The following is a 23,234-nucleotide window of genomic DNA, read 5'->3' as shown; positions in this document are numbered from 1 at the left end:
GAAGGTTTTCCTGACAACGCGCGCTTCCTATGCCGACATTTCTTTCGACAGCTATGGCATCAGCCGGCCGCAACCGGTTCTCTCTCTTTGAGAAGTCTCGCGCCAAGCGAATCATCCATCGCTCTCCAGAGGTCGACCACGACGTCGCTTTCGAGCTCTGACGGGGTCAATCCGAGTATCTTCTTAACTTCGGCTCGCACCCGCGCGACAAATGGCAAAAATTTCTCTGTCCTCGGCGACTTGGGTAGAACAGCCTCGATGGTGTCCAACGACCACAGAACCGTCGCCCAGCATTCCAGGAAGTCTGCAGGCATCGAATTGTATTCGCGGGCGATCATGAGACGTCGGACGGGAGGCCTTTTTCCGCAGAAGAACGACGAGATCACTCTGAATGCCATACGAGGCCAGCCGCGGTCGTCCGTGGAAGGCTCAAGACCGTTCGGCAGATGAGTCGTCCTAGCTTTGTGAAGGAGCATCATCAACCAGAAGCGGACACGAAGAACGTCGGGCGCACCAAGCGGCTCGTCCCCTGCCGTCACTCGCTCGACATAAAGGCCGACCATCTTCTCGTACTGCTTGGCGTCAACCCAGATCTCATGAGCGGGGCTATCTTCCTCTTCTTCTTCTTTCATTTCGGCCCGCCGCGTGGCGGCTTCCGTCAGGGCCACCTCGTTCTCGTCCCCAAGATCCATCCAGTCTTCGTCGTCCTCGGCCTCATCTTCGTGAACAAGGGCGCGCGACTGGCCGACGAGTTCGTTCATGAACTGGCGGATACGGTCGGAATGTTTGCCCGACAACGCGTTCTGGCGCTCGTCGGAACGAGCGTCCGGAACACGCGTCCTCATGAACTCGTCGTAGCTCAGAAAGCGCGTCTCCTGCTGCTTCGCCTCGGTGCGGGGACCGTGGGAGGCGCGGGACGACGCGATCGATGCGGTCGAAATCTCGTTGAGGTCTGCCCGTGCGAGCTCGTCGGCCGCCTGATGCATCCAGAGCTCGAAGTCAGCGTGCGCATCGAAGATCTCAATCGCCTTCGCAACGGATCCGGTCGCTATTTCCCGGCGCCGGCTTCTTAGCAAGGACCGCTGGATGACGTAGGCTCTGCTGGAGACGAACTGGCCGGATTCGACTGTCACGAAGCTTATCGCGCTCCTGCGTTCGGCCGTGATCCGGAACGTCACGTTGGGGCGTTCGGATCCGAGCGCGTAGGCGATAGTGTCGATCAATTGGGTGTTTCCGTCCAGCAGGCGAATGACTCCCTCGCTCGGCACCTCGCTCGGAACCATCCATGTGAGCACGTCGCCTTCCATTTCGAAGAAGCCGGGCCGCCGAGAAGATATATCTTCGAGCGGAATGGGTGGAGACCGCCCGGCCTCGATCAGATCATCAGGGTCGAGCGGATCTTGTTCTAGTATCTCCTCCAGACCAAGGGCCTTCGCCGCCGCGCCCGCTGGGAGCCTTCGATAGATGCAGGCCTCAGCATTTCTTTTCGAAGGTCCGAGTAAGCCGAGCGCGGCCGTCGTGCAGTTGGCGCTTCCGACTAGCACATGATCATGTTCCGCGGTGCTCGCAACGCAGACCTTCGCATGGGTAAACCGGCCGGCGAGCTTGCGGGGCAGATTTCTGAACTCCACCTCTGCCGGTCGTTCCGCTTCGACAGGAAACCCGATGTTCTCGGCATCCAGCAAAACGGAGATTCTGTCCGCCCGGAGCTGCTGCTGGAGGAACTCGAGCGCAGACAAGTTTTCGTCCCAGTAGGGGCTGACGACGACGAGGCTCTCGACTGCGACATCACCGACGAGGTCGAGGAACCGCCGCCCGATCCCGTCGTCGGCAGCGTTGGTCAGGAACGCGATGAGCGTCCCATCATCGAGCGTCGCCGTCCCCGCCTCGCCTCCGCCGCGCAGCCAGGGCGTTCTGTCCTTGATCCAGTCTAGGGCGTCGACCGCAGAGCGAGATCTCTCCTTGACCAGGCCTTCCAGGTAGGCCCAGGCAGCTCGTAAGATGTCACGTTCGGGACCGGGTTCGTCGCCGCATTCGATTTCGATGACGGCTTCGGCGTTGCCTGCAAGGCCGGCAGCGGTGATGTTCGCCGATCCGACGAAAAGGCGACCGCCTTTGCGACCGAGCTGCAGAACGACCTTCGGGTGGAAGAGACCGTCGGCAACTGGTGGTGAAGTTAGCGCGTAGTCACGACCCAACTGCGACGGAAGGCGGGAACCGTCCGACAGCGACATGGAGGCCATGCGCTCGTCCGCGACGACGAGGATGTTCGTCGCACCACTCGCCACGAGCTGGGGGAGCATAACCTCTTCCAAGGCCGAGAACTCGACGGCGAACGTCGTCGCGACGGCTGAATGATACGGGCGTCCTCCGCTCCGACGCGCCATTCGCTCGAGGTACTTCACGCCGTCCCTCCGAGCAGTTTTGCGGCACGTTCAGTGAGGCCGTCGTCATCGACCAGTCCGACGTCCACGAGGAACTGGATGGCGGGGTTGAGCCGTGGAGTCGTGGCGACCGGCGCGTATCCATTGCGGCGAAGGAGCCGTCCGTCGCGAACTTCGAACAGAAACGTGTAGTCCTTCTGTCTCCGGAGCTTCTGCATCGCGACCCAGCTATGTCTAAGGACCACCCGCTCGATGACATATGCCGAAATCAGGTCGCGAACGGGCTCATCCGCCCGGCGTGAGAACCAGTTCATCTCCGTCACGATGGACCTTGCATTGCCTGAGATGGGAAGCTCCCGCCGCATCACTTCGCTCAGACGTTCGTCCGATGCTATCCGCTCGAACAGCGCGGCGAGCGTCGAAATCGCGTCCCAGGCCTTTGCTTCCGGAGTTCCACGTCGTCCTGTCAAGTTCGACCACCTACCGCGATAGTCGAATGCCTCGTTTCCTAGCCTATGCTGAAAAGCGGACCACCGTTCGTCCGCACTCTCATCCAACCCGAGCCGTCCCCAGATCTCTCCACGGATTTCGGCGAGCGTCAAACCTGCATCCTGCTCTCCCATGAGAGCGAGAGCCCATTCCAGAAAGGCCGCTGCGGCGATCTGCATGAAATCGTGGCAGTGGTAAGCTTCCCACCGAACGCGCTGCCGGTCCAGATCGTCGTCACCGAACGTGGGCGTCGAGAACAGATGCCACCGGACGGACATCGGATCAGGGCGGCCGGCCATAGCCTTCGATGTTGCTAGGACGAGCTTAAGGGACGCCGTGCGACTCAGGTCACCTGTCGTCGCTTCGGCTCCTGTCATGAAAAGGAGCTGGTCGTAGATCGCCAGCTCGTCCGAATTTTCGAGAATCTGCGAGGGGAGGATCGGCCAGAGCTCGTCCAAGATCGAGGGCGTGACCTTTGCCGACTTTATGCACTCGATCAGAAGGGCCTCAACCTCGTCTCCAATCGCCTCTCGAAAGGCCTGGGCCGCGGCCAGTCCGAGACCGTTGCTTGCCCGCTGGATACCATGGTCTCCTTCAACGAAAAGTCCGAGTTCCACCATCTGCGAATAGTAGGCGCCGCCGAAGACGCCCAACGACTGCCGGAGGTAACGAGTCACGTTCGCGTCGTTAGAAGCGGCCTGCGTGAAATCTATCTCAGCCTCCTCAAGCGAGAGCCTCCGGTCCGCCCACTCGACACCGCCAACCCCACCCTCGCCTCCATGATAGGACGCGACGAGCGCGAAAAGAGCTTCGGCGCGCCGGACCCAGGAGCGCCATTCGGCAAAGTCTGTGGATCCCTTTTCGCGCGCGTAAGCCTCGCTTACCCAGCAATAAAGGCCGTAGTAGCGGATGCGCAAAGTGACGTTGCTGATGCCCGGAACTAGAGACTGATAAAGCGCGACGCCGGCATTCTGCATCCCGAGAGGGTCGAGTCCACGCTTGTCGATCCGCTCCGTCCACTCAGGCTCAGCTATCATTCAAGTCTCACCGGCATCGGTTTACAAATAGCGCTATAGGGCGGGAAGATCTAAGAGTTGGCAATATTGATTTTAGCCCGGCATTAAGCGTCGAAAACTTCCCGCTGCCATCACTCTGGCGGAGGGTTAAAAACAGATGTCCAGTTCGGCGCGATCAGATGGTCTGACGATGAGTAGATTATATTCTCGCAATCCTGCGTCGCTCCGCCAACTTGTTGATGTATCCGCGTGCGGAGGCCGTCCATCAGCATTTTGCCGTGGCTATGCTCGAAGGCCACGGGGACAAGGCCGTTTGGAGGCACGAAGTTGGCAATTGCTGGCGGATCCGCAGGCATGCCGCACTGTGCCCATTCGGGTTTTCCGCGCTTGCGCGTGCTTTCGTAGACCGTCGTTCGGATTTGGCCGCGCGCGGTGTGGGCGGCAGCGACAAGTTGGTCACGCTTAAAGGCTGTGACCTGGGAGATTGCAGCGTCGACCACCTCGGGCGCAAGCTGTGGAAACTTGGCCTTCAGGTGCTCGGCTTGGGCGAATGAATGTTCAACGTCGTTGAGAGGCGTGAACACTTCCGTGACGCGTGTGACGCCATTCCGCAGCCGCTCGGCGTCCGCAGTCGCGATCTCAAAATCCATCTCCGGTTGAGTGCGGAAGTCGCGGTCGCGATGGAGGATGATCCGCGCGTCGGGTCTCATGTCAGTGATCATGCTGGCGAGCAGGCGGGCGGCTGGCAGATTGCCGCATCCGTTGTAGGAGATGACGGCGAGGTTTTGTGGAGCCCCGTTGGCTATCGCCAGCGCGGTGACTGGTTTGGTGCGCTTGTCCTCGGTCATCAGGAGGACGGGACGCGCGGGGTCGAAGGCGTCGGCGCCGGCTGAAAGCGCACCGAGGGTCATGAGTATGGGAATCGCAGGCCGTTGGGCTTCGTCGACGGGCACCTGGACGCCCTCGCTCATCCAGACGACGGCAGCGTCGGCGTCATACATCAGGCGCTGGATTAGCTGCGGGGAGTGACTGGCGAATAGGATACGCGTTTGTGTCTCTGCGGCGACACCGCGCAACGCCTCGTAGAGCCGCGACTGGCTGTCGGCGTGAAGATGGGCATCCGGCTCGTCGAGTAGCAGGAGCGGGGGCGCGTAGAAGCAAGCGTAGGCGATGATCTGGATAACCTGCAGCATGCCCGTGGAAGCCATGTCGATCGTCACTCGGGAATCCGTCCCCTCGACTTCGACCTTCACATACCGATCGCGGTGCTGGTCATGCGCCACGACGACGCGCGCACCAGGATAGCAGCGGTCAAGGAGGGTAGAAAAAGTCTTCCAACCGCTGTCAGGAAGCACCCCGATGTTGCGTGTGTGCGTCCACGAGGCCCGAGCTATCTCGTCCAAATCACGGGTAAATAGGTGGTCGAGCACGGTACGAAGGTACAGGTTCGCGTCACCGTGCATGACAGCAGCATCCATCGCGCCCTTCGTGCGCCACTCCTCGCGCATCGGGATGCCGGAAAGACCCGGTGTCAGTATCGAAAATGGTCGGTCGGGATCTGCGAGCACGGCTGCAAAGTCGTCGTCGCCGATACGGTTGATCGCGATGTTAGCGTTCTTTCCGCGCCGTACCTCAATCGTGATCTCTTTTGCGGCGTCCGTATCGAGATCCACGCCGCTATAGGTAATGGAAAAGCCAAGGTTCTGCGTTGCCGGATCACCCCGGCGCAGATCCAAGAGACGTTCGGTAGGCCGAAACAGGACTGCGTCGTTCGACACTGTGGCGGCGAAATCGGGCGTGCCGTCGCCACGCAGCCTACGCAACGCCGCCTGCAGGATAGACACCCCGAGCTGCGCTGCTTGCAACGCGCTGCTCTTGCCGCTGGTGTTCCCGCCGACAAGTGCCGTGACGGGCTTCAGATTTATAGTGAGCTCTTCAATCCGCTTGAAATGCCTCACCGTAATTTGGTCGAGCCGAACCTGCATGCATCCCCCGCCACTATAGGCTGCAGTCTATAAAAAGGGGTCACCGCGGAAAGTGCAACGTCAATCGCATTGGGTCCACAGGACGATCGCCACGGTCAGTCTCGTCATCGGACCCGAACGAATGACTGCTTCCCAACATAGCGCACTCAAACCGGTCAATTCGCTTGCGGCCCCTCAGCGGAGATTATTTCCGCTTTCACCTCTTGTAGAACATTGTTTGAGCGAAGTGATACGCGGAATGCGTCATTCGGCGTCTAGTGACACTGAAGTAGGGTGGCATTTTCACAATGCGACGATTGGAAAGCCAATTGTGCTTTCAATACTAGCTGTTTATCGTAAAAAAATCTTGTCGTTCAAATAGTTGGGCATCTTGATGAAAGCGTTCGAATTTGATCACCAATTGATAGCTGCCTATGAGCACTTCTCGCGTTCCTTCATCGCGATTCGGGCGCCTGACCTGAAATCCGAGATCGACGCGCAGTACGACGCCGGAAAGTTCTGGCCTGATGCCCTCCTATCACTCAACCCGCGCTTTATGGATGGGCCGACGGTCGATGAACTCGTCGGCACAGGTGACCTTGATGAGGGCACAGGCAAGGTTTTCCGGTTCGGAGCGACACCCCTTCGCTTCCACCGTCACCAAGCCGAAGCAATTGCGAAGGCGAAACAGGGCAAGAGCTACGTTGTCACGACCGGCACAGGTTCGGGGAAATCCCTTTGCTTCTTTGTGCCAGTTGTCGACGCAATTATCCGTGCTCGTCGCGCGGGAAAACCGCGGCGGACATCGGCAATCATCGTCTATCCGATGAACGCCCTGGCTAATAGCCAGATGAAGGAAATTGACAAGTTCATCGCTGGTTCTGGGTTGCCTGATAATTTCAGGCCGGTGGTAAAGCGTTACACTGGTCAGGAAAGCCGAGAAGAACGCGAGCGAATTGCCGCCAACCCGCCAGATATTCTCCTGACAAACTACATGATGGCCGAATTGCTGCTGACGCGGCAGGACGATCTGGACTCGCAGGTAATCGCAAACGCATCTGGCCTCGAGTTCATAATTCTCGACGAACTTCACACCTACCGCGGACGCCAGGGAGCCGATGTTGCAGTCCTGGTTCGGCGTCTGCGTGATCGATGCTCTCCTGACAAAGAGCCGATCTGCATCGGCACCTCGGCAACGATGGCATCCGAGGGGTCGGATGAGAGCCGCGCACTCGCCGTCGCGAAGGTCGCGTCACGACTGTTTGGCACCGAGATTGGCCCGGATGCAGTCATCGACGAGTCCTTGCAGCGTGCCACCGATGACGCCTTGAAAACTGAGCATGTCGTTGGCGCGTTGAGCAAAGTCTTAACGCAGCCCCTCCCGGACGCACTCGACGACGAGGCCCTGAAGCACCACCCGCTTTCGGTGTGGGCGGAGTTGGAACTCGGATTGGACGACGGGCTCGAACTCCGGAGAAAAAGGCCGATCCCGTTCGAACAGGCTGTCGAAAAGCTGTCGCTGGCCACTGGGGTCGACGCCGAAACCTGCCGCCACTATCTCGAAACGTTCCTAACCCGGACAAGTCTGCCTGAGAATGAGCGCGGCGGCACAAAGGATGGTGCTTTTCTCGCCTTCAAGCTCCATCGTTTCATCTCCGGCGCCAGCGAAGTATTTACGACACTCAAAGCCCGACCCCGGCGGATTCTTCTCGAGGGACAGCTTGAGGATCCTGATGCGCCTGGCAACCGTCTTTATCCGACGCGTTTTTGCAGAAGCTGTGGCCAGGAATACCATGTCGTGACGAAGGTCGAGGATGATGGGGATTTGCGTTTTCTTCCCCGAAGCATTGATGACACCCCGCTCGATACTGAGGACGACGAGGTTGCCGGCTATCTCTGCCCAGTAAATGTCGACGATAATGACTTTCAGTTCACCGGGGAGCTTGAGGGCTACCCTGAGAGTTGGCGGGAGGAAAAGAATGGCATCGAGCGGCTGAGAGGCTATCGTAAGAAGCGCACCCCTATATCATATGCGGTGGGTGCAAACGGCCTCCATGGAGCGGGCGGCAATGATTTCTGGTTCATCCCCGGGAAGTTTGCCTTCTGCCTTTGCTGTCATGATGAGCCCACGCAAGGCATGCGTGAACGAAGCAAGCTTGCCGGGCTCTCTGGCGAAGGGCGGAGTTCTGCGACAACGCTGCTCGTGGCCAGTGCCCTGGAGTGGATGAACAAGCCGGGCAGCGGCGTACCTGAGACGAAGCGCAAACTGCTGGGCTTTACAGACAACCGTCAGGATGCCGCACTGCAGTCAGGTCATTTCAACGACTTCTTGTTCGTAAGTCTGTTGCGCGGAGCCATTCTTCACGCGGTGATCTCCGCTGGCTCAGAAGGCCTTGCAGAAGACGAGTTCGGCCTTCAGGTAGTGAAGGCGCTTGGTTTCACCGCAGCCAAAAAGGAGGCTCGGCCGCATTGGCTTCTGGACGCGAATGTTGGCGCCATTATCCGTGAAGACGCACAGCGTTCGCTCGCTAAAGTGCTCGCCCATCGTGTCTGGACGGACCTACGCCGTGGATGGCGCTTCACCAACCCCAGCCTGTCTGTTCTCAATCTGATCGATGTTAATTTCCTCGGCCTTGAGGAACTTTCTGAAGATCGCGAGCGCTTCATGGCCATCCATCCAGCTCTTGGCGATCTCGGCACCGATCAGCGGCAGGCTATTCTCAAGGCTATATTGTCTGCGATGCTCGAAGGCCTGGCTGTTCAGACCGAGGCCTTAGACCTGACCGTCCTCGATGGTGTGGCTCAGAAATCCCGTATACTGCTTCAAGCTCCATGGGCAATTGACCAGAAGGAGAACCCGAGAGCACGCTCTTCGCTGGTCCTGCGCGGGGGCAGCAAGAATGTGGTCACGCTTCGCGAAGAACAAACTCTTCTCCGGGCCGGCCCCAATTCCAGAATCGCAAGGTTCCTGAACCGGAAGTCCGTCCTAGGCGCGAAGCTGAACAAGGATGAGTATTACGAGTTCATGGAGGGAGTGCTTGCCTTCCTGAGCGATGAAGGGCTGCTTGTGCCCGTCGAGCTCGATGGTGACGTGACAGGCTGGCGCCTGTCACCATCCGCGGTCCGGCTTATCCCCGGGCCCGCGCTTTCTGATGAAGGCCAGCGCGGCAACCGATACTTCCATGACCTTTACACCACGATCGCGAACGACCTTAGCGATGGGCGCAGCTCCTATTGGGGCCTGGAGGGCCGTGAACATACGGCGCAGGTATCGCAGAAACAGCGCGAATGGCGTGAATGGCGGTTCCGATTCGAACAGGATGATATGCAACATCTCGCGACCTCGGAGTACCGCACGGAAATTCGAGCAACCGGCGAAACCGACCGGTTTTTGCCAGCGCTATTCTGCTCTCCGACGATGGAACTCGGCGTCGACATTTCGGCATTGAACGCCGTGTATCTCCGCAACGTACCGCCCACGCCTGCAAATTATGCACAACGCGCCGGACGTGCCGGACGGTCGGGGCAGGCTGCGGTTGTCGTGACGTACTGCGCTTCGGGATCTCCCCATGACCAGTATTTCTTTGAACGGCGCAATGATATGGTGGCCGGTGTCGTTCGGCCGCCCGCGCTTGACATCACGAATGAGGAACTTGTTCGGTCGCACCTTCATGCGGTTTGGCTGGCGGAAGCGAAATTGGCGCTTTCCCCAGATATTCCTGAAATCCTAGACCTTCACGGCGATAAATTCCCGCTGAAGGACGAGGTTCTGGCGGTAGTTTCGAAGTCTACTCTTGTCTCTGGGGCGCGGGGCCCGATGGCGCGAGTTCTGAAACAGATTCTGGCGTCCGATGGTGGCAAAACCCCAATCTGGATGGAAGATCCGGACGAGTTTGTTCTTCAAACGGCCATGAACGCGCCGAAGGCATTTGATCGGGCATTTGACCGTTGGCGTGAGCTCTACAGCTCCGCTAGAACGCAGTTGGCCGAGGCGAACAAGCGCTCGGAGATCACCGGGCTCTCTGGAGCGGACCGACGCAAGATCAAGGCCGCGCAGATGCAAGCCCAGGATCAAATTGCAATCCTCGAACAAGGCAAGGCCTCGAATGGATCCGATTTCTATTCGTATCGGTATCTTGCGACGGAAGGCTTCCTGCCTGGATACAATTTCCCACGCCTACCGCTGTACGCGTTCGTACCCGGTGAAGGGAAAACCGGCACATTCCTGTCCAGGGCCCGTTTTCTGGCCATTTCCGAGTTCGGGCCGCGCAGTCTGATATACCATGAAGGCCGTGCCTATCGGGTTATGAAGGCCAAGCTGCCCCCCGAGGTACGCCAAGGCGATGGATCCGAATTGGCGACCAAGGACATCTACATTTGCTCCAACTGTGGTGCGTCCCACGAAGGCGAAGTGGAGCGTTGTCACGGGTGCGACAATCACATGGCTGGAGAGGTCCCCATCAAGAAGACGCTTCGTATCGACAATGTCGAAGCGGCGCCGACTGAGCGCATTACGGCAAACGATGAAGAACGGGTACGGCAGGGCTTTGATATCCAGACCGTGTTCTCCTGGCCGAAAAAGGACGGCCAGATCCAGGTGACCAACGCCAAGTTCGTCTGCGAAGAAACGTCGCTCCTGTCACTTCAATACGCCAATAGCGCCGAAATCAGCCGCTTGAACAAGGGCCTGAAGCGTCGAAGGGATCAGACCGTTTTCGGCTTCCACATTGATCCCAGATCCGGTTACTGGGCGAAGTCCGACGGCGAGGATGGTGACACGGATGTGCCGCCAGAGGTGGTGAAACCGGTCCGAATAGTACCAATAGTTCGCGACCGAAAGAATGCCTTGCTGCTCCGCTTTGAAAGGCCAGAACAATACGAGCCGGAAACGATCGCAACGGTCCAATATGCGTTGCTGCGTGGGATAGAGGTGGTCTTCCAGCTCGAGGAAGGTGAAATCCTGAGTGAGCCGTTGCCCGCGAGAGATAACAGGCGAGCAATTCTCACCTATGAAGCGACCGAAGGCGGAGCCGGCGTGCTTACGCGCCTGATTGACGACGAAAAAGCAATCAATGAGGTCGCCAAGACGGCGCTCGGCTTGATGCATTTCGAAAATGTAGATGCCGCGATTGCGGCGGGGGATGCAGATCTGCTGCAGGAGAAAGAGGATGGGAGTTGCGTGCGTGGCTGCTATCGCTGCCTTCTCTCCTACTTCAATCAGCCAGACCACGAGCTGATCAATCGCGCGAGCCCACAAGTTGCGCAGTTCCTAATCGATCTGAGTTGCGGGGAGATTTCCCGAGTGGCAAAGGCAGCACCAGGCGCAGTGGTATCGCCTTGGCTTGAGGCGTTCGGAGCCGCTGGCATTCCTCAGATCGATACAATGCCCGCACGTTTCGGAGGCATTGAGTTCGAGTTTGCGTGGCGTGCAAGTATGGTTGCTGCGTCCACCAAAAAGCTGACATCGGAAGCTGAGGCGGATGCGATGAGCAAGGGCTGGGTTGTATACAGCTTGCCCGAAGTTCCGTCCGAAGGGCTACCAGACGGTTTTATCAAGAATTTTGCAGGTTGATATGACACTGAATTTTACTCCTGGCGACCTAATCAAAGCACGCGGCCGGGAATGGGTAGCTTTGCCGGCACCCGCGGAGGGGCTCCTCGCTCTGCGCCCTCTCTCAGGTAACGAAAACGACATCGTCGTTCTCGCACCGGATCTCGAACTGACGCCTGTCGAAGCTGCTCGCTTTGACCTGCCGGAGGATGCCCGCCCGACAGTCCAGTCAAAGGCGGCACTCCTTGCGGATTCGCTCCGGCTGACCCTTCGTCGCGGCGCGGGGCCGTTTCGCTCGGCCGCGCAGCTCGCATTCGAGCCGCGCAGCTACCAACTCGTTCCATTGTTGATGGCTTTGCGCCTCCAGGTGCCGCGCCTACTGATCGCTGACGACGTCGGCATCGGTAAGACGATCGAAGCGGGCCTGATTCTTCGCGAACTCATGGATCGTGGTGAGGTCGACGCTTTTTCGGTGTTATGCCCACCCCATCTGGTTGATCAGTGGATCATCGAGCTGAAGGACAGGTTCGGGATCGACGCTGTTGCCGTCACCTCCGGGACGGCCGCACGTCTGGAGCGAAATCTGCCGTTGGCGCAGACCTTGTTCGATGCTTACCCCTTCACAGTCGTCAGTCTCGACTACATCAAGGCCGAAAAGCGTCGCGATGGTTTTGCCAGGGCGTGCCCAGATTTCGTGATCGTCGATGAAGCCCACGCTTGCGTCGGTACACATAAAGGGAGGCAGCAGCGCTTCGATTTGCTGCAGGGTCTTTCCCGAGATCCGGAGCGTCGGCTGGTGCTGCTGACGGCAACACCGCATTCCGGGGATGAAGAAGCTTTCGCCCGGCTTCTGTCGTTGATCGACCGGGATTTCGGGAGCGTGAACTTCGACGATCCAAAGTACCGAGAGCGCCTATCAAGGCATTTCGTTCAGCGGCGACGCGTCGATCTCGTCGAGGGAGCATGGGACGAAAACCGTGCTTTTCCCAAGCACGAGACCACCGAATACTCGTACCGTCTGAACGACGAACATCGAGCATTTCATGAGGCCGTCCTCGATTATTGCTTCGCTGTTGTCTCTCGGGCGGGAGATACGCAGAAGGACCGCCATCTTGCCTTCTGGGGCACGCTGGCACTGATGCGGTGTGTCGGCTCATCTCCTGCTGCGGCGATGAGTGCGCTGCGAAATCGGGCGTCTAACGAAGATGAACGCCTCGAGCCGCAGATCTATGACGAGGATGGCGACGACGAAGACGCTGTTGATATCGAGCCGAACACGGTCTTCTCCAGCGATCCCTCGCTCCAAGGGCTGCTTGATAAGGCCAGCACACTTCTTTCAGCGGATGATCCCAAGCTGAACGCCCTCATCAAGGCCCTCAAGCCTTTGATCAAGGAAGGCGCGAATCCCGTCGTTTTCTGCCGCTACCTCGCGACGGCGGAACATGTGAAGGAAGGGCTTCGCAAAGCCTTCCCGAAGCTGAACGTGCAAGCAGTGACAGGAGAGCTGACACCAGACGAACGCCGCGATCGTGTTGCAGAAATGGCGGCGGCGAATGTAGATGCCGACGAACAGCGTATTCTTGTCGCTACTGACTGCTTGTCCGAAGGTATCAACCTTCAGCAACTGTTCGACACTGTGATCCACTATGATCTCTCCTGGAATCCGACACGCCATCAACAGCGTGAAGGCCGGGTGGATCGCTTCGGCCAGCCTGCCGAGCTCGTTCGGTCGATCATGATGTTCTCCCCTGACAGTGCGATCGATGGCGCCGTGCTCGAAGTCATCCTCCGCAAGGCTGCAGAAATCCGCGAGGCGACCGGCGTAACAGTTCCTCTCCCGGATGAGCGCGGGCCGGTCACCGATGCGCTGATGGCTGCGATGATATTTCGCCGCGGTGGCGGTGTCCAACAGCAGCTCACGCTCGACCTGCAACTGACCAACGGCATCCAGGTGATGGAGACCCGGTGGCGCGATGCCAGTGAAAATGAAAAGCGGTCTCGTGCTCGATTTGCCCAGAATGCCATTAAGCCGAGCGAAGTTGCCCCCGAATGGGAAAAGGTCAAATCGCTGCTAGGTTCGCCGGAAGAGACGCTTCAATTCGTCGAACGCGCCATGTCGCGCTTCGGCGTCCCGCTGGAAAAGAAAAAGTCATTACAGCTCGCGCATGTGCATGCCCTTCAGCCCAGTCTGAAGGAAAAGCTGGAACAACTGGGCCTCAAGGGATCTCTCAAGCTCGCAATGCAGGAACCGGCGCCGTCAGGGACATCGCTCCTGACGAGAACACACCCACTGACGTCTTCCCTGGCGGAAAGTCTCCTTGAAGCCTCGTTGGACAGTGAAGCGCTTCCGGATTTGGGCATCGGTCGTGTCGGCGCCTGGCCGAGTGCAGCGGTAACTCAGATGACGCGAGTTGCGCTCCTGCGCATTCGCTACAAACTGACGGTCCATGCAAGGCGCGAGCGCCTTTTGCTGGCGGAAGAAGCGGCGCTCGTTGCCCTCGAAAGCAACACCGTCATCGCTTCCGGCAGCAAGGCGCGAGAATTGCTCGCTTCTGCCGCGACTGCGGATCTCGCGCCTGTTGCTCGGGATCGCATAGTCAACGCGGCACGGGCAGTAGTCCCGGATCTGTTGGCCGGTCCGATTGCTGAGTTCGTTCGAAAGCGTGCAGCCGAATTGGCGGATGATCATGCACGTCTCCGTGCTGCCGCTGGTTCGGCGTCTCGTGTTAGTGTCGAGCCGATCATTCCCCCAGATGTCATTGGCCTCTTCGTGCTCGTTCCGGGGGAAGTGTAATCATGGCGCGCAAAACCATCACTGATATGTCGACTTGGCCATCGCTGAGCCTCGAAGGCAACCTGATCGCTCCTGCAATGATAGCCAAGATCGATCAGCGTCAGGCCCCGGAACAGACGCCCGAGGACTATGCCGTTCGCAAGGGGCTGCAGATCCGTGAGGAAATCGCGACAGCCTTTCGTGTGGGGCAATCCCATTTCGACGCCTTCGCAAAGATAGAGCATCCATCGGCGGCGACGACCACGCGCTTCATCTCCGGCCTCTTCAAGGAAACCTTCGGCTATGACGATCTGAAGGCGGCATCCGCGCCGATGGCGCTATCGGCGTCTGGCCGCGTGCCGATCGTGGTTGTTCCGCCGCAGGAGCAGATCGATCGCCGCAGTCCGACGCTCTCGACAGACCGGTCTCGTTCTCCCGCCTTCGCGCTCCAAGATTATCTGAACGACCGCGACGATGCTCTCTGGGGGATCGTGACCAACGGCGCACAGTTACGCCTGATGCGCGACAACGCCTCGCTGACAAGGCCTGCCTACATCGAGGCAGATTTCGCCCAGATGTTCGTTAACGAAGATATAGCCTCCTTCGCTGTGCTCTGGCTTTTGATCCATCGTTCCCGCTTTGGCGCAGCCGACACTCCAGCAACCGATTGCGCTCTTGAGCGTTGGCGCGACGCCGGCTCCAAGGAAGGGGAGGCCGCACGTGATCGCTTGGCAGATCAGGTCCAGCTTTCCCTCAAGCTTCTCGGCTCCGGCTTCCTCGAAGCCAATCCCGATCTCGCGGCCAAACTGCGTTCCGGAGAGGCGAACCTCACTGAGTGGTTCAACGAACTCCTGCGCCTCGTCTATCGCCTGATCTTCCTCATGGTGGCCGAAGACCGCAACTTGCTTCATCCGGACAACGCAGGGCCCGAGGCCCGCAATCTTTACGCCGAAGGTTACTCGCTGCAATCGCTGCGCAAACAATGCTATCGCGCCGCCACTTGGGACAAGCACCATGACCGTTATGAGGGCGTGAAGGTTGTCTTCCGTGCCCTCACGCATGGCCAGCCCGCCCTTGCGCTGCCTGCCCTCGGCGGGCTCTTCGCGGAAGACAGGCTACCCCATCTCGAAACCGCCAGCCTGCGCAACCGCGCGTTTATGGAGGCGCTCTATCGCCTGTCCTGGCTCGCGGACAAGAACGGCATGGTCCCGGTCAACTGGCGTGCGATGGAGACCGAGGAACTGGGCTCGGTCTACGAATCCCTCCTCGAACTCCAGCCTCAGCTCGGCGACGATGGAAAGACGCTCGTCTTCGCATCCGAGGCGGCCGAGCAGAAGGGCAATCAGCGCAAGACCACCGGTTCCTACTACACGCCCGACAGCCTCGTTCAGGTGCTGCTCGATACTGCGCTCGATCCTGTGCTCGACAAGACGGAGACCGAGGCGGATGATCCCGCCAAGGCGCTGCTGAAGCTTTCGGTCATCGACCCCGCCTGCGGCTCGGGCCACTTCCTGCTGGCCGCCGCCCGTCGCATCGCTACGCGGTTGGCCCGTATACGGGCCGAGGGCACTCCCTCGCTCGCCGACTTCCGCCACGCGCTGCGCGATGTCGCTCGCTGCTGCATCCACGGAGTTGACCGCAACCCGATGGCGGTGGAACTGACCAAGGTCGCGCTCTGGATCGAAACGGTGGACCCCGGCCTTCCCCTTGGCTTCTTCGACGCGCAGATTCGCTGCGGCGATGCGCTGCTGGGGGTGTTTGACTTGAAGGTGCTGGAGGAAGGCATCCCCGATGCCGCCTACAAGCCACTGACCGGCGACGACAAGGAAACCGCCAAATACTACCTCAAGGCCAATCGCGACGCCACGGCGGGCCAAGGCGGGTTCGACTTCGGCTCCGGTCAGGCGTCTATGCCTGCGATGAAACCGCTGGCGCTGGATTTCTCGGGTTTCCGCGACCTGCCCGAGGATACGGTGGAGCAGATCGGGGCCAAGACCAAGCGGTTCAAGGAACTGCGCAAGGGGCAGACCTTTGTCCGCGCTAGGGCGGCAGCGGATCTCTACGTCGCAGCCTTCCTGCTACCCAAGGTCGGCGACGCACCGGCGGGGGCATCGGAACGGACGGTGCCAACGACAGAAGAACTGTGGATGGCTCTCAATCAGGGCAGGACGCGCCAGACGATGGTGGATGCGCCAAAGGCCGCCCGCAACGCTCGCGCGCTTCATTGGCCTCTGGAATTCCCGGACATGATGCAACGCGGCGGATTCGATGTGGTGCTTGGCAATCCGCCGTGGGAGCGGATCAAGGTTCAAGAGCATGAGTTCTTCGCGTCGCGTGATCCGAGAATTGGGAGCGAGAAAAGCGCTAAAGCCCGCTCCACCCTTATCTCTGCACTTCAAGTCGCACCAAATGGCAGCGTTGAACAGAGCCTATATTTGGAGTTTGAAAGCGCTCGCCGCGAAGCCGAAGCAATCTCGACCTTCGTGCTTTTGCCTGGCAACAGTGGTGGCCGTTTTCCACTGTGTGGTCGAGGAGACGTGAATACCTACGCTCTCTTTGCCGAGCTGTTCGATAAGATCAAGAGACGTGGTGGGCGGTCGGGCATAATAGTGCCAACTGGAATTGCAACGGATGCCCTTACGGCTCCGTTTTTTGCTAATCTTGTCGATGAGAAAAGGCTTGCTGGCCTAATCGACTTCGAAAATAGAGCGAAGATTTTTGCCGACGTTGATAGTCGTATGAAATTCTGCCTCCTTACGTTGGGAGATAGCGAACCAGAGGCAAGGTTTGCGTTCTTCCTGACGGAGACGTCGCAACTTGGAGAGGCCGAACGGATCTTTACACTCTCGCCGGAACAAATCGCCGCGATCAATCCAAACACCAAAACCACTCCCGTGTTTCGTTCAAGACAAGATGCAAATATTACTGCAAAAGTCTATCGGACAGCGCCTGTACTAATCGAAAAGGCTAGGGGTGATAAAGGAAACCCTTGGCACATCGCGCATGCTAGTACCTTCTTCGACATGACCCGAGATGTCCGCTTCTTTTTTTCGGCTTCCGAGCTTAAAGATCGCGGTCAAATTCTCGAGGGGAATGTTTGGCTTGATCCGGGCAAACTAGAACCGAGTTTTCTGCCGCTGTTTGAATCCAAGATGCTTCATATATTGGACCATCGGTGGTCTTCCTCGGAATCCGATCAGGACGACGATATCAGTATTGAGGTGAATCAGAAGGTCGATCCACGCTACGAGCCATTACCAAGGTTTTGGGTTCCTGTAGATGAAATCCATGCTCGCTTGCAGAAACAGGGCTGGCAGCGAGATTGGCTGATCGGCATGAGAAAAATCACAAATGCAACAAACGAAAGGACCGTAATTTCGGCAATCTTCCCGAAAGGCGCTGTAGGCAACAGCGCCCATATTCTTTTCCCCAAAGGAAATATCTCTACTGCTCAAATTACCTTCTTTGTCGGAGCGGCGACATCGTTGGTTCTCGATTATGTTGCTCGGCAAAAAATAGGTGGGACAAATCTCAATTTCTTCTATCTTGAGCAGCTTCCCTTCCTCGCACCAGATCAGCCTTCCGAAACTGCGTTGAGCTACGTTTCAGAAAGGGTGCTGGAACTCACGTACACCTCTTACAGCCTCGCCCCCTTCGCCCGTGATCTGGGCTACGATGGCGTGCCCTTCGCTTGGGACGAGGATCGTCGCGCGCTCCTTCGCGCAGAACTCGACGCCTTCTACGCTCGGGCCTACGGCGTGACCCGAGACGAGCTAAGCTACATCCTTGACCCCGCCGTCGCGAAAGGTCCGGACTACCCCTCGGAAACCTTCCGCGTCCTAAAGGAGAAGGAAATCCGCCAGCACGACGAATACCGCACCGGCCGCCTCGTCCTCGAAGCATGGGATCGAATGCAACAAGAGGGGACATTTGCCGCACTCGGTATGGTCGATCCTATTTCTGCTGCTGCGCAGCCGATCGAGCTTCCGTCGCTCGGACAATTACCGGATGCAGTTTGGGCTTGGTCGCAAGCTAGCAACGAACATGACAGGGTGCGCACTCAGCTTCGCGCTTTGGTGGGCATCCTGCCAGAGCCGTCCGACGTGCGACGCGTCCGTCTGTCCGCGCTGGCCTGCCTGCAGCCGGCTCTCCTTGATGGTTTCCTGTCCGAAACCGATCGTCGAGAGTGGCAACGTCTTGTAGCGCACCCGGCTAACGTGACCCAGCTCGTCCCGCCAACAAATGCCGCATGGGGTGCAGCATTCAGTGCCCTCGTTTCTTCGGCCGTGCTTGATGTTTCGAGCGACGGTGCCCTCTGGAGTGCGGGCAAGAGACTGGATCGCTCAACCTTGAATGCGCATGATCCTGCTGTCGGTCGCGCACTGTTCGCTTGGTCGCGGCTCGAAGGTATCAGTCTCGATCGGGAGTTGGCGCAGGTGCCTGCTGTCATCTTGCCATTCATCCGGGAGGGCCGTGTTGCAGCCTGATCTGTTTCAGCCGGCCGAAATTGAACTCACCTTGCCGGAAGGTCAGCAAGGACCGAGGCTGTGGGTTCGACGCATAGCGCTCTGGCAGGACCCTCAGACCATGCTGCGTGACATTCCGCTTCGGCGCGGAGTCAATATTGTCTGGTCGCCGGATCTCTCGACGAACGGGACTGGCGCCACTCCTCACGGCAGTGGCAAAACAACATTCTGCCGTCTGATCCGATACTGCCTGGGTGAGCGGCACATCTCCCACGAAGAACAGCGACCACTTATGCAGCAGAAGCTGCCCAATGGTTTTGTTGGGGCGGAGATAATCATAGATGATGAATGCTGGGTGGTTACCCGTCCTATCGGCATGAACCTGCCGTCACGCGCCTCCCGCGCGGAGCGCATTGAGGAAACTTTTGACGAGCTTCTGGTAGCCACCCTACCTCCGACCATTGCCCCCATGATTTCGGAGAGCTTTTGTACCCGCTACCGAGATCAGGTTCCTGAAAACTTGAAGGCAGAACATGTTTGGGACGTCTTGCTCGCATGGCTCACCCGCGATCAGGAGTGTCGGCTGGATGACGTGTTTGATTGGCGGTCCAAGCGATCCGGCTCAGGATCACCTGCACAGGAGCTCTCTCTTGAAACAAAGCTGACGGTGGTGCGCCTTGCTATCCGCGCGCTCTCCGCTGACGAAATCCAGGCCACCGCCGAGGCCAGAGTTCTCACGCGTGAGCGGGACAAACTGCGCGAGAAGCTTGGTCATCTCGACTGGTTTCAAAGCCAACGGTTTTCTGAGCTTTGTGAAAGGCTTTCTTTCCCGAAGGAGCGTGATCCGACCGAGGAATTGGTCCGCAAGGAACTCATCGACAAGGCGAATGAACTGCTTGCAAAGGCCGTTGGTGCTGAGCACGCAAAAGGTCAGAGACCAGGCGACGGGCTGCGCGAGAAACGCCAAATTCTGCAATCCGAACGGAACAAGAGCAGTGACGCGAGAGCTGAGAAGAAAGCCCTATTGTATAGCCTTCCGAGTCAGGTTTCTGCCGCCCGCGCTGAACAGGGAACCGAGCAGGCGAGGCTGGAAACCGGCGTCATTGTCCGCTGTGCAATCTGTCACGTCGACATAGATGAAGTGACGGCCAATGGATGCGGCATCTCATTGGAGCGTTGCAACCTCGACGAAGTGCGGTCAAGGATTGCGCTGGCCGAGCAACAGATAGAGGAGTTAGAGCGCCAGCAGCGCGCTTTGCCAGCAGAAATCGATAAACTAGACCGAGAGATTCTCCGATTAGACCGAGAGATCGCTCAGATCGATGGTTCATTTGCTCAGCTCGAACAGCAGATGTTGGCCAGTAATAAGGCAGTTAACCGAGCAAGCGAACTGGTAAGAGAGACGACTTGGTTTGACCTTCAGTTGAAGGATCGTGTTGGGATAGCTCAACGCCTACTTCTCATCGACAAAAAACTAGAAGGGGCGCGGCAGAAGACGGCGCTTGAGCGAGAGCGCGCCGCGGCAGCAATCGGTGATCTAGCGGGGCTTTTTGGGCAACTCGTCGCCACACTGATGCCTAAAGGCTGTTTTGGTAAAATGAAGCTCGATGGCAACGGCCTTCATCCAGAGATTTCGCTGGAACGTGGCGCGGGACTATCAACTGCCGCTGTCGAGTCGTTTAAAATCGTAGCCTTCGATCTCGCCGCAATGATCCTGTCTGTGAATGGTAAGGCCGACATGCCGTCCCTTCTTATCCACGACAGCCCACGCGAAGCAGACCTAGACGCCAGCATCTACGCCAATCTTTTTGATTTCGCTCTTGGTTTGGAGAAAAAGGGAAGTCCGCCCCCATTCCAGTATATCGTCACGACAACAACGGCGCCCTCGCAGATCACGCTTGATCATCCCGCGTTGCGGCTCCGACTTTCATCGACGCCGCCTGAGGCGCGGCTGTTCGCAATGGACTTCTGATGATCGAGTCGCCGCAGTCTTTCGTCATCCGTCAGGAATGCGACAAGGTAGCATTCCAGAACGGATTCCGGCGGCCACATGAGGAGCTAAACGGCTGGCGACACTACACCTCGACAACTGCGCAAGGCTCACTCTGGCTTGCACGCGAACATACGGGCGCTTGGGTGATCGCGATTGATCATCCCGGTATCGTCGCAGAGATTGGACTGGAACCAGTTGATGAGGGAGGGCCCGGCCTTGCGCGCTACCGGTTCGCCGATTTAGCTATGCTTTATGCGGCGATGCCGCGACTTTACGAACTAGCCGTCAGCCTTCCAGATGCACCGCTCCACGAGTTCTTATGGCAGACGAAGGATCTTCCGAAAACGACCGAAGCGGAGCGGCTTGTCGTTCAACGGGTCGGGCAAAACATCTTTCGCGAGCGGCTGATGGCGTATTGGCAGGGACGTTGCCCTTTGACGGGTATTGCCGACAGAGCGCTTCTCCGAGCCTCCCACATCAAACCTTGGAAGGACTGTGACAGCGATGCCGAACGGCTTGACGTCCACAATGGCTTGCTCCTGTCCGTTCTGTGGGATGCCGCATTCGATAGCGGTCTTGTGAGTTTCGATGACATAGGTAGGCCGCTTTTCGCGCCCACCCTTAGTTTGGAAGCAAGGGCGCTGCTTCGTTGGGAAACTCCGCTTCCTCTAAGCGCTATGCATCGAGAGAAGCTGTCATGGCATCGAGCGGCTTTTTCGTACAGAGTGGAATAGCCATTTCCACGGACCGGATGGAAACAACTGGCTCAACCAACGACCACAGGGCTGTAGCCGTTCCATCTTGCCAGCTAGGTAGCTGCGATGATCGCGGAAATAATTTCCGCTACCTCAACCCTTGAATACCCGCTCGCGATGATATTGCAAGAACTGCGAATGCGGCCGTTCGTCCGTTCGCGCGGGCACCCGCAGGCGTCGCTCCGGATTCATCAGCCGCGAGATTGTGTCCGGCACGCCGCCGTTTGCGATCAGCATGTTGTAATCGTCACCCACCGAAATCAGACCGCGATCAAACATCCAGTGCACCGTAGGTCGGATCGACTTTTGTCGTCAGCACCGCTTTTGACATCGTGTCACCTCTATGAACTGTCTCGGTGTTACCGGCTCGGCGGGTCTGCGAAAACATGCACGGACGGGCAAGGTAGCGCGCCCAGTGGTTGTATTTTGTTATTTTGGCCAAGCCGAAGTAAGAAAAATTTTAACGCGTCAAAAATGAAGTAGAGTAAGTATAAAATCGTGAAAGATTGTGAGTTAATTAGGTAAAAACTAGATATACAACTTTTGATACGCCTTGAGGTACTTTTAAATCCAAGGGATAATCTACATATCAATTGCGCAGGTGCAGTTGATGCTTTTGCAACATGCAAGGATCTTTGACATGACGAAGAAAACGAACGAAGCGGCATCCGGCCGCTTTGACTACGACGCGCTCAACATCGGCGCGCAGAGCAAGAAAGCACTGGAGGCGACAGCCGCCGGCATCCTGGCTTTGGGACGCCGGTCCACGGAGCAGGCCTTTGAACTAGGTGACCTGCTGGAGCAGGCGTCCGAACTCGTTGAGCCGGGTACTTTCGAGAAATGGGTCTCGCAGCGATGCGACATCTCCTCGAAGACCGCGCGCAACTATCGCTCTGTTGCGCGCAACCTCGCTCCGTACCGTACACGTGCGGTCGAGCTGGCCGTCAGCCCCACGGTTCTTTTTCATCTGGCGTCCGCGCCGGAAGAAAAGATCGAAGCTGCCTTGGCTCATGCCGAGGAGCATGAGGGCATTCGAGTGAGCGAAGTGAAAGCTCTGCTAGCGGACGGTGCCGACCCATCGTCCAAAGAGGTCACAAGCACTGAGCTTGCTGACATCGGGGGTCTTTCTGGGCTGAGGGCACTGATCGATCTCAAGACGAAGAGTGGAGTTGCCGCCTTCGTTGAGAGCGCGTCAGCGCTTGCCAAGACTGTGGATGACACCTTGGAAAGCAAGCCCCAGGGAAAGCGGCTGCAGAAGGCAGCACTGGTTCCAGTATTGGAACCGTTGGCTCGAGCAGCGAAACGTAGCCTCGGCAATGTTTTGCTGCTGGATGCGCCCGGCGACGTCGACGTCCGCAAGCTTTCCGAGAGCGAACTTCCCGCCAACAGCCGCTGGTACAAGGTCTTCTCGACATTGGACAAGCTCGGCAAGCGAGAAGCCTGGCCTGAGGCCAAGGAGTTGGAGATCTGGCTCAGCCAGTCGGTGCTGCCGCTCCTCGATTGGGCAACCTCTCGAACGAAGCAGCCTGAATGGCCGCTTGAGGTCGCCGTTGCCTCGAACTCGCCCGACAAGGTGATGCGCAGTGGGTTGGAGGCGCTGGGTGGCGTCGTGCGGGTGGACGCGCCTAGTCTCGATCTGTCCGAGGACGAGGATGAAACGCTCGAGGACTACGTACCGCCGGCGATGTTCACCCGGAGGGGTGGAGCATCTGAAACCACCGGTTCCAACGTCCTTTCTTTCGGCTCGACCGAAAGTCTGCCTGGACTAAGGAAGCCGAAGGCGCTCACGCGCAAACCCGCCGAGGCGTCGGCGGACTGAACATAAGAAAGGGGCTTTCGGGCC

General features: G+C 58.3%; 10 protein-coding genes. 6 read left to right on the top strand and 4 right to left on the bottom strand.

What is annotated here, in order from left to right:
* Positions 1-59 precede the first annotated feature (59 nt).
* The 3 genes from ASG03_RS03465 to ASG03_RS03455 all read right to left on the bottom strand — a co-directional run bounded on the left by ASG03_RS03465 (position 60) and on the right by ASG03_RS03455 (position 5,874).
* Positions 60-2,405, bottom strand: a complete 2,346-nt coding sequence (locus ASG03_RS03465; RefSeq protein ID WP_062692233.1) for a hypothetical protein — start codon at positions 2,403-2,405, stop codon at positions 60-62.
* Positions 2,402-3,910 carry a hypothetical protein gene (locus ASG03_RS03460; RefSeq protein ID WP_062692231.1) on the bottom strand — a complete coding sequence of 503 codons (1,509 nt, stop codon included), beginning with the start codon at positions 3,908-3,910 and terminating at the stop codon, positions 2,402-2,404. Before ASG03_RS03460 ends, ASG03_RS03465 begins: the two co-directional genes overlap by 4 nt.
* A 110-nt stretch (positions 3,911-4,020) precedes the next feature.
* Positions 4,021-5,874, bottom strand: a complete 1,854-nt coding sequence (locus tag ASG03_RS03455; RefSeq protein WP_062692229.1) for an AAA family ATPase — start codon at positions 5,872-5,874, stop codon at positions 4,021-4,023.
* A gap of 373 nt (positions 5,875-6,247) precedes the next feature.
* Here ASG03_RS03455 and ASG03_RS03450 point away from each other — a divergent pair, with 373 nt between their 5' ends.
* From ASG03_RS03450 to ASG03_RS03430, 5 genes are read left to right on the top strand one after another with little or no spacing between them, the layout of a single operon-like run.
* Positions 6,248-11,425 (top strand): DEAD/DEAH box helicase, encoded by a 5,178-nt coding sequence (locus tag ASG03_RS03450; RefSeq protein WP_062693025.1) that lies wholly within the window; start codon positions 6,248-6,250, stop codon positions 11,423-11,425.
* Between the two features lies 1 nt (position 11,426).
* The gene (locus ASG03_RS03445; protein WP_062692227.1) at positions 11,427-14,198 is read left to right on the top strand and encodes a DEAD/DEAH box helicase; all 2,772 of its coding nucleotides are present in this window, start codon (positions 11,427-11,429) and stop codon (positions 14,196-14,198) included.
* Between the two features lie 2 nt (positions 14,199-14,200).
* Complete coding sequence (locus ASG03_RS03440; RefSeq protein WP_062692225.1) at positions 14,201-18,664, top strand: Eco57I restriction-modification methylase domain-containing protein; 4,464 nt, start codon at positions 14,201-14,203, stop codon at positions 18,662-18,664.
* The gene (locus ASG03_RS03435; RefSeq protein ID WP_244475145.1) at positions 18,651-20,615 is read left to right on the top strand and encodes a DUF2326 domain-containing protein; all 1,965 of its coding nucleotides are present in this window, start codon (positions 18,651-18,653) and stop codon (positions 20,613-20,615) included. The genes ASG03_RS03440 and ASG03_RS03435 overlap by 14 nt, the downstream gene beginning before the upstream one ends.
* Positions 20,615-21,370 (top strand): HNH endonuclease, encoded by a 756-nt coding sequence (locus ASG03_RS03430; protein ID WP_062692221.1) that lies wholly within the window; start codon positions 20,615-20,617, stop codon positions 21,368-21,370. Before ASG03_RS03435 ends, ASG03_RS03430 begins: the two co-directional genes overlap by 1 nt.
* Positions 21,371-21,484: 114 nt before the next feature.
* Here ASG03_RS03430 and ASG03_RS03425 read toward each other — a convergent pair whose 3' ends face one another.
* Positions 21,485-21,628, bottom strand: a complete 144-nt coding sequence (locus tag ASG03_RS03425) for a hypothetical protein (protein ID WP_244475144.1) — start codon at positions 21,626-21,628, stop codon at positions 21,485-21,487.
* Between the two features lie 403 nt (positions 21,629-22,031).
* Here ASG03_RS03425 and ASG03_RS03420 point away from each other — a divergent pair, with 403 nt between their 5' ends.
* Positions 22,032-23,210 carry a hypothetical protein gene (locus ASG03_RS03420; protein ID WP_156381720.1) on the top strand — a complete coding sequence of 393 codons (1,179 nt, stop codon included), beginning with the start codon at positions 22,032-22,034 and terminating at the stop codon, positions 23,208-23,210.
* Positions 23,211-23,234 lie beyond the last annotated feature (24 nt).

Origin of the sequence: Rhizobium sp. Leaf341, from assembly GCF_001424325.1 — a bacterium.
GTDB lineage: Bacteria > Pseudomonadota > Alphaproteobacteria > Rhizobiales > Rhizobiaceae > Ferranicluibacter.
This window is presented reverse-complemented; position numbering and strand designations above follow the sequence as displayed.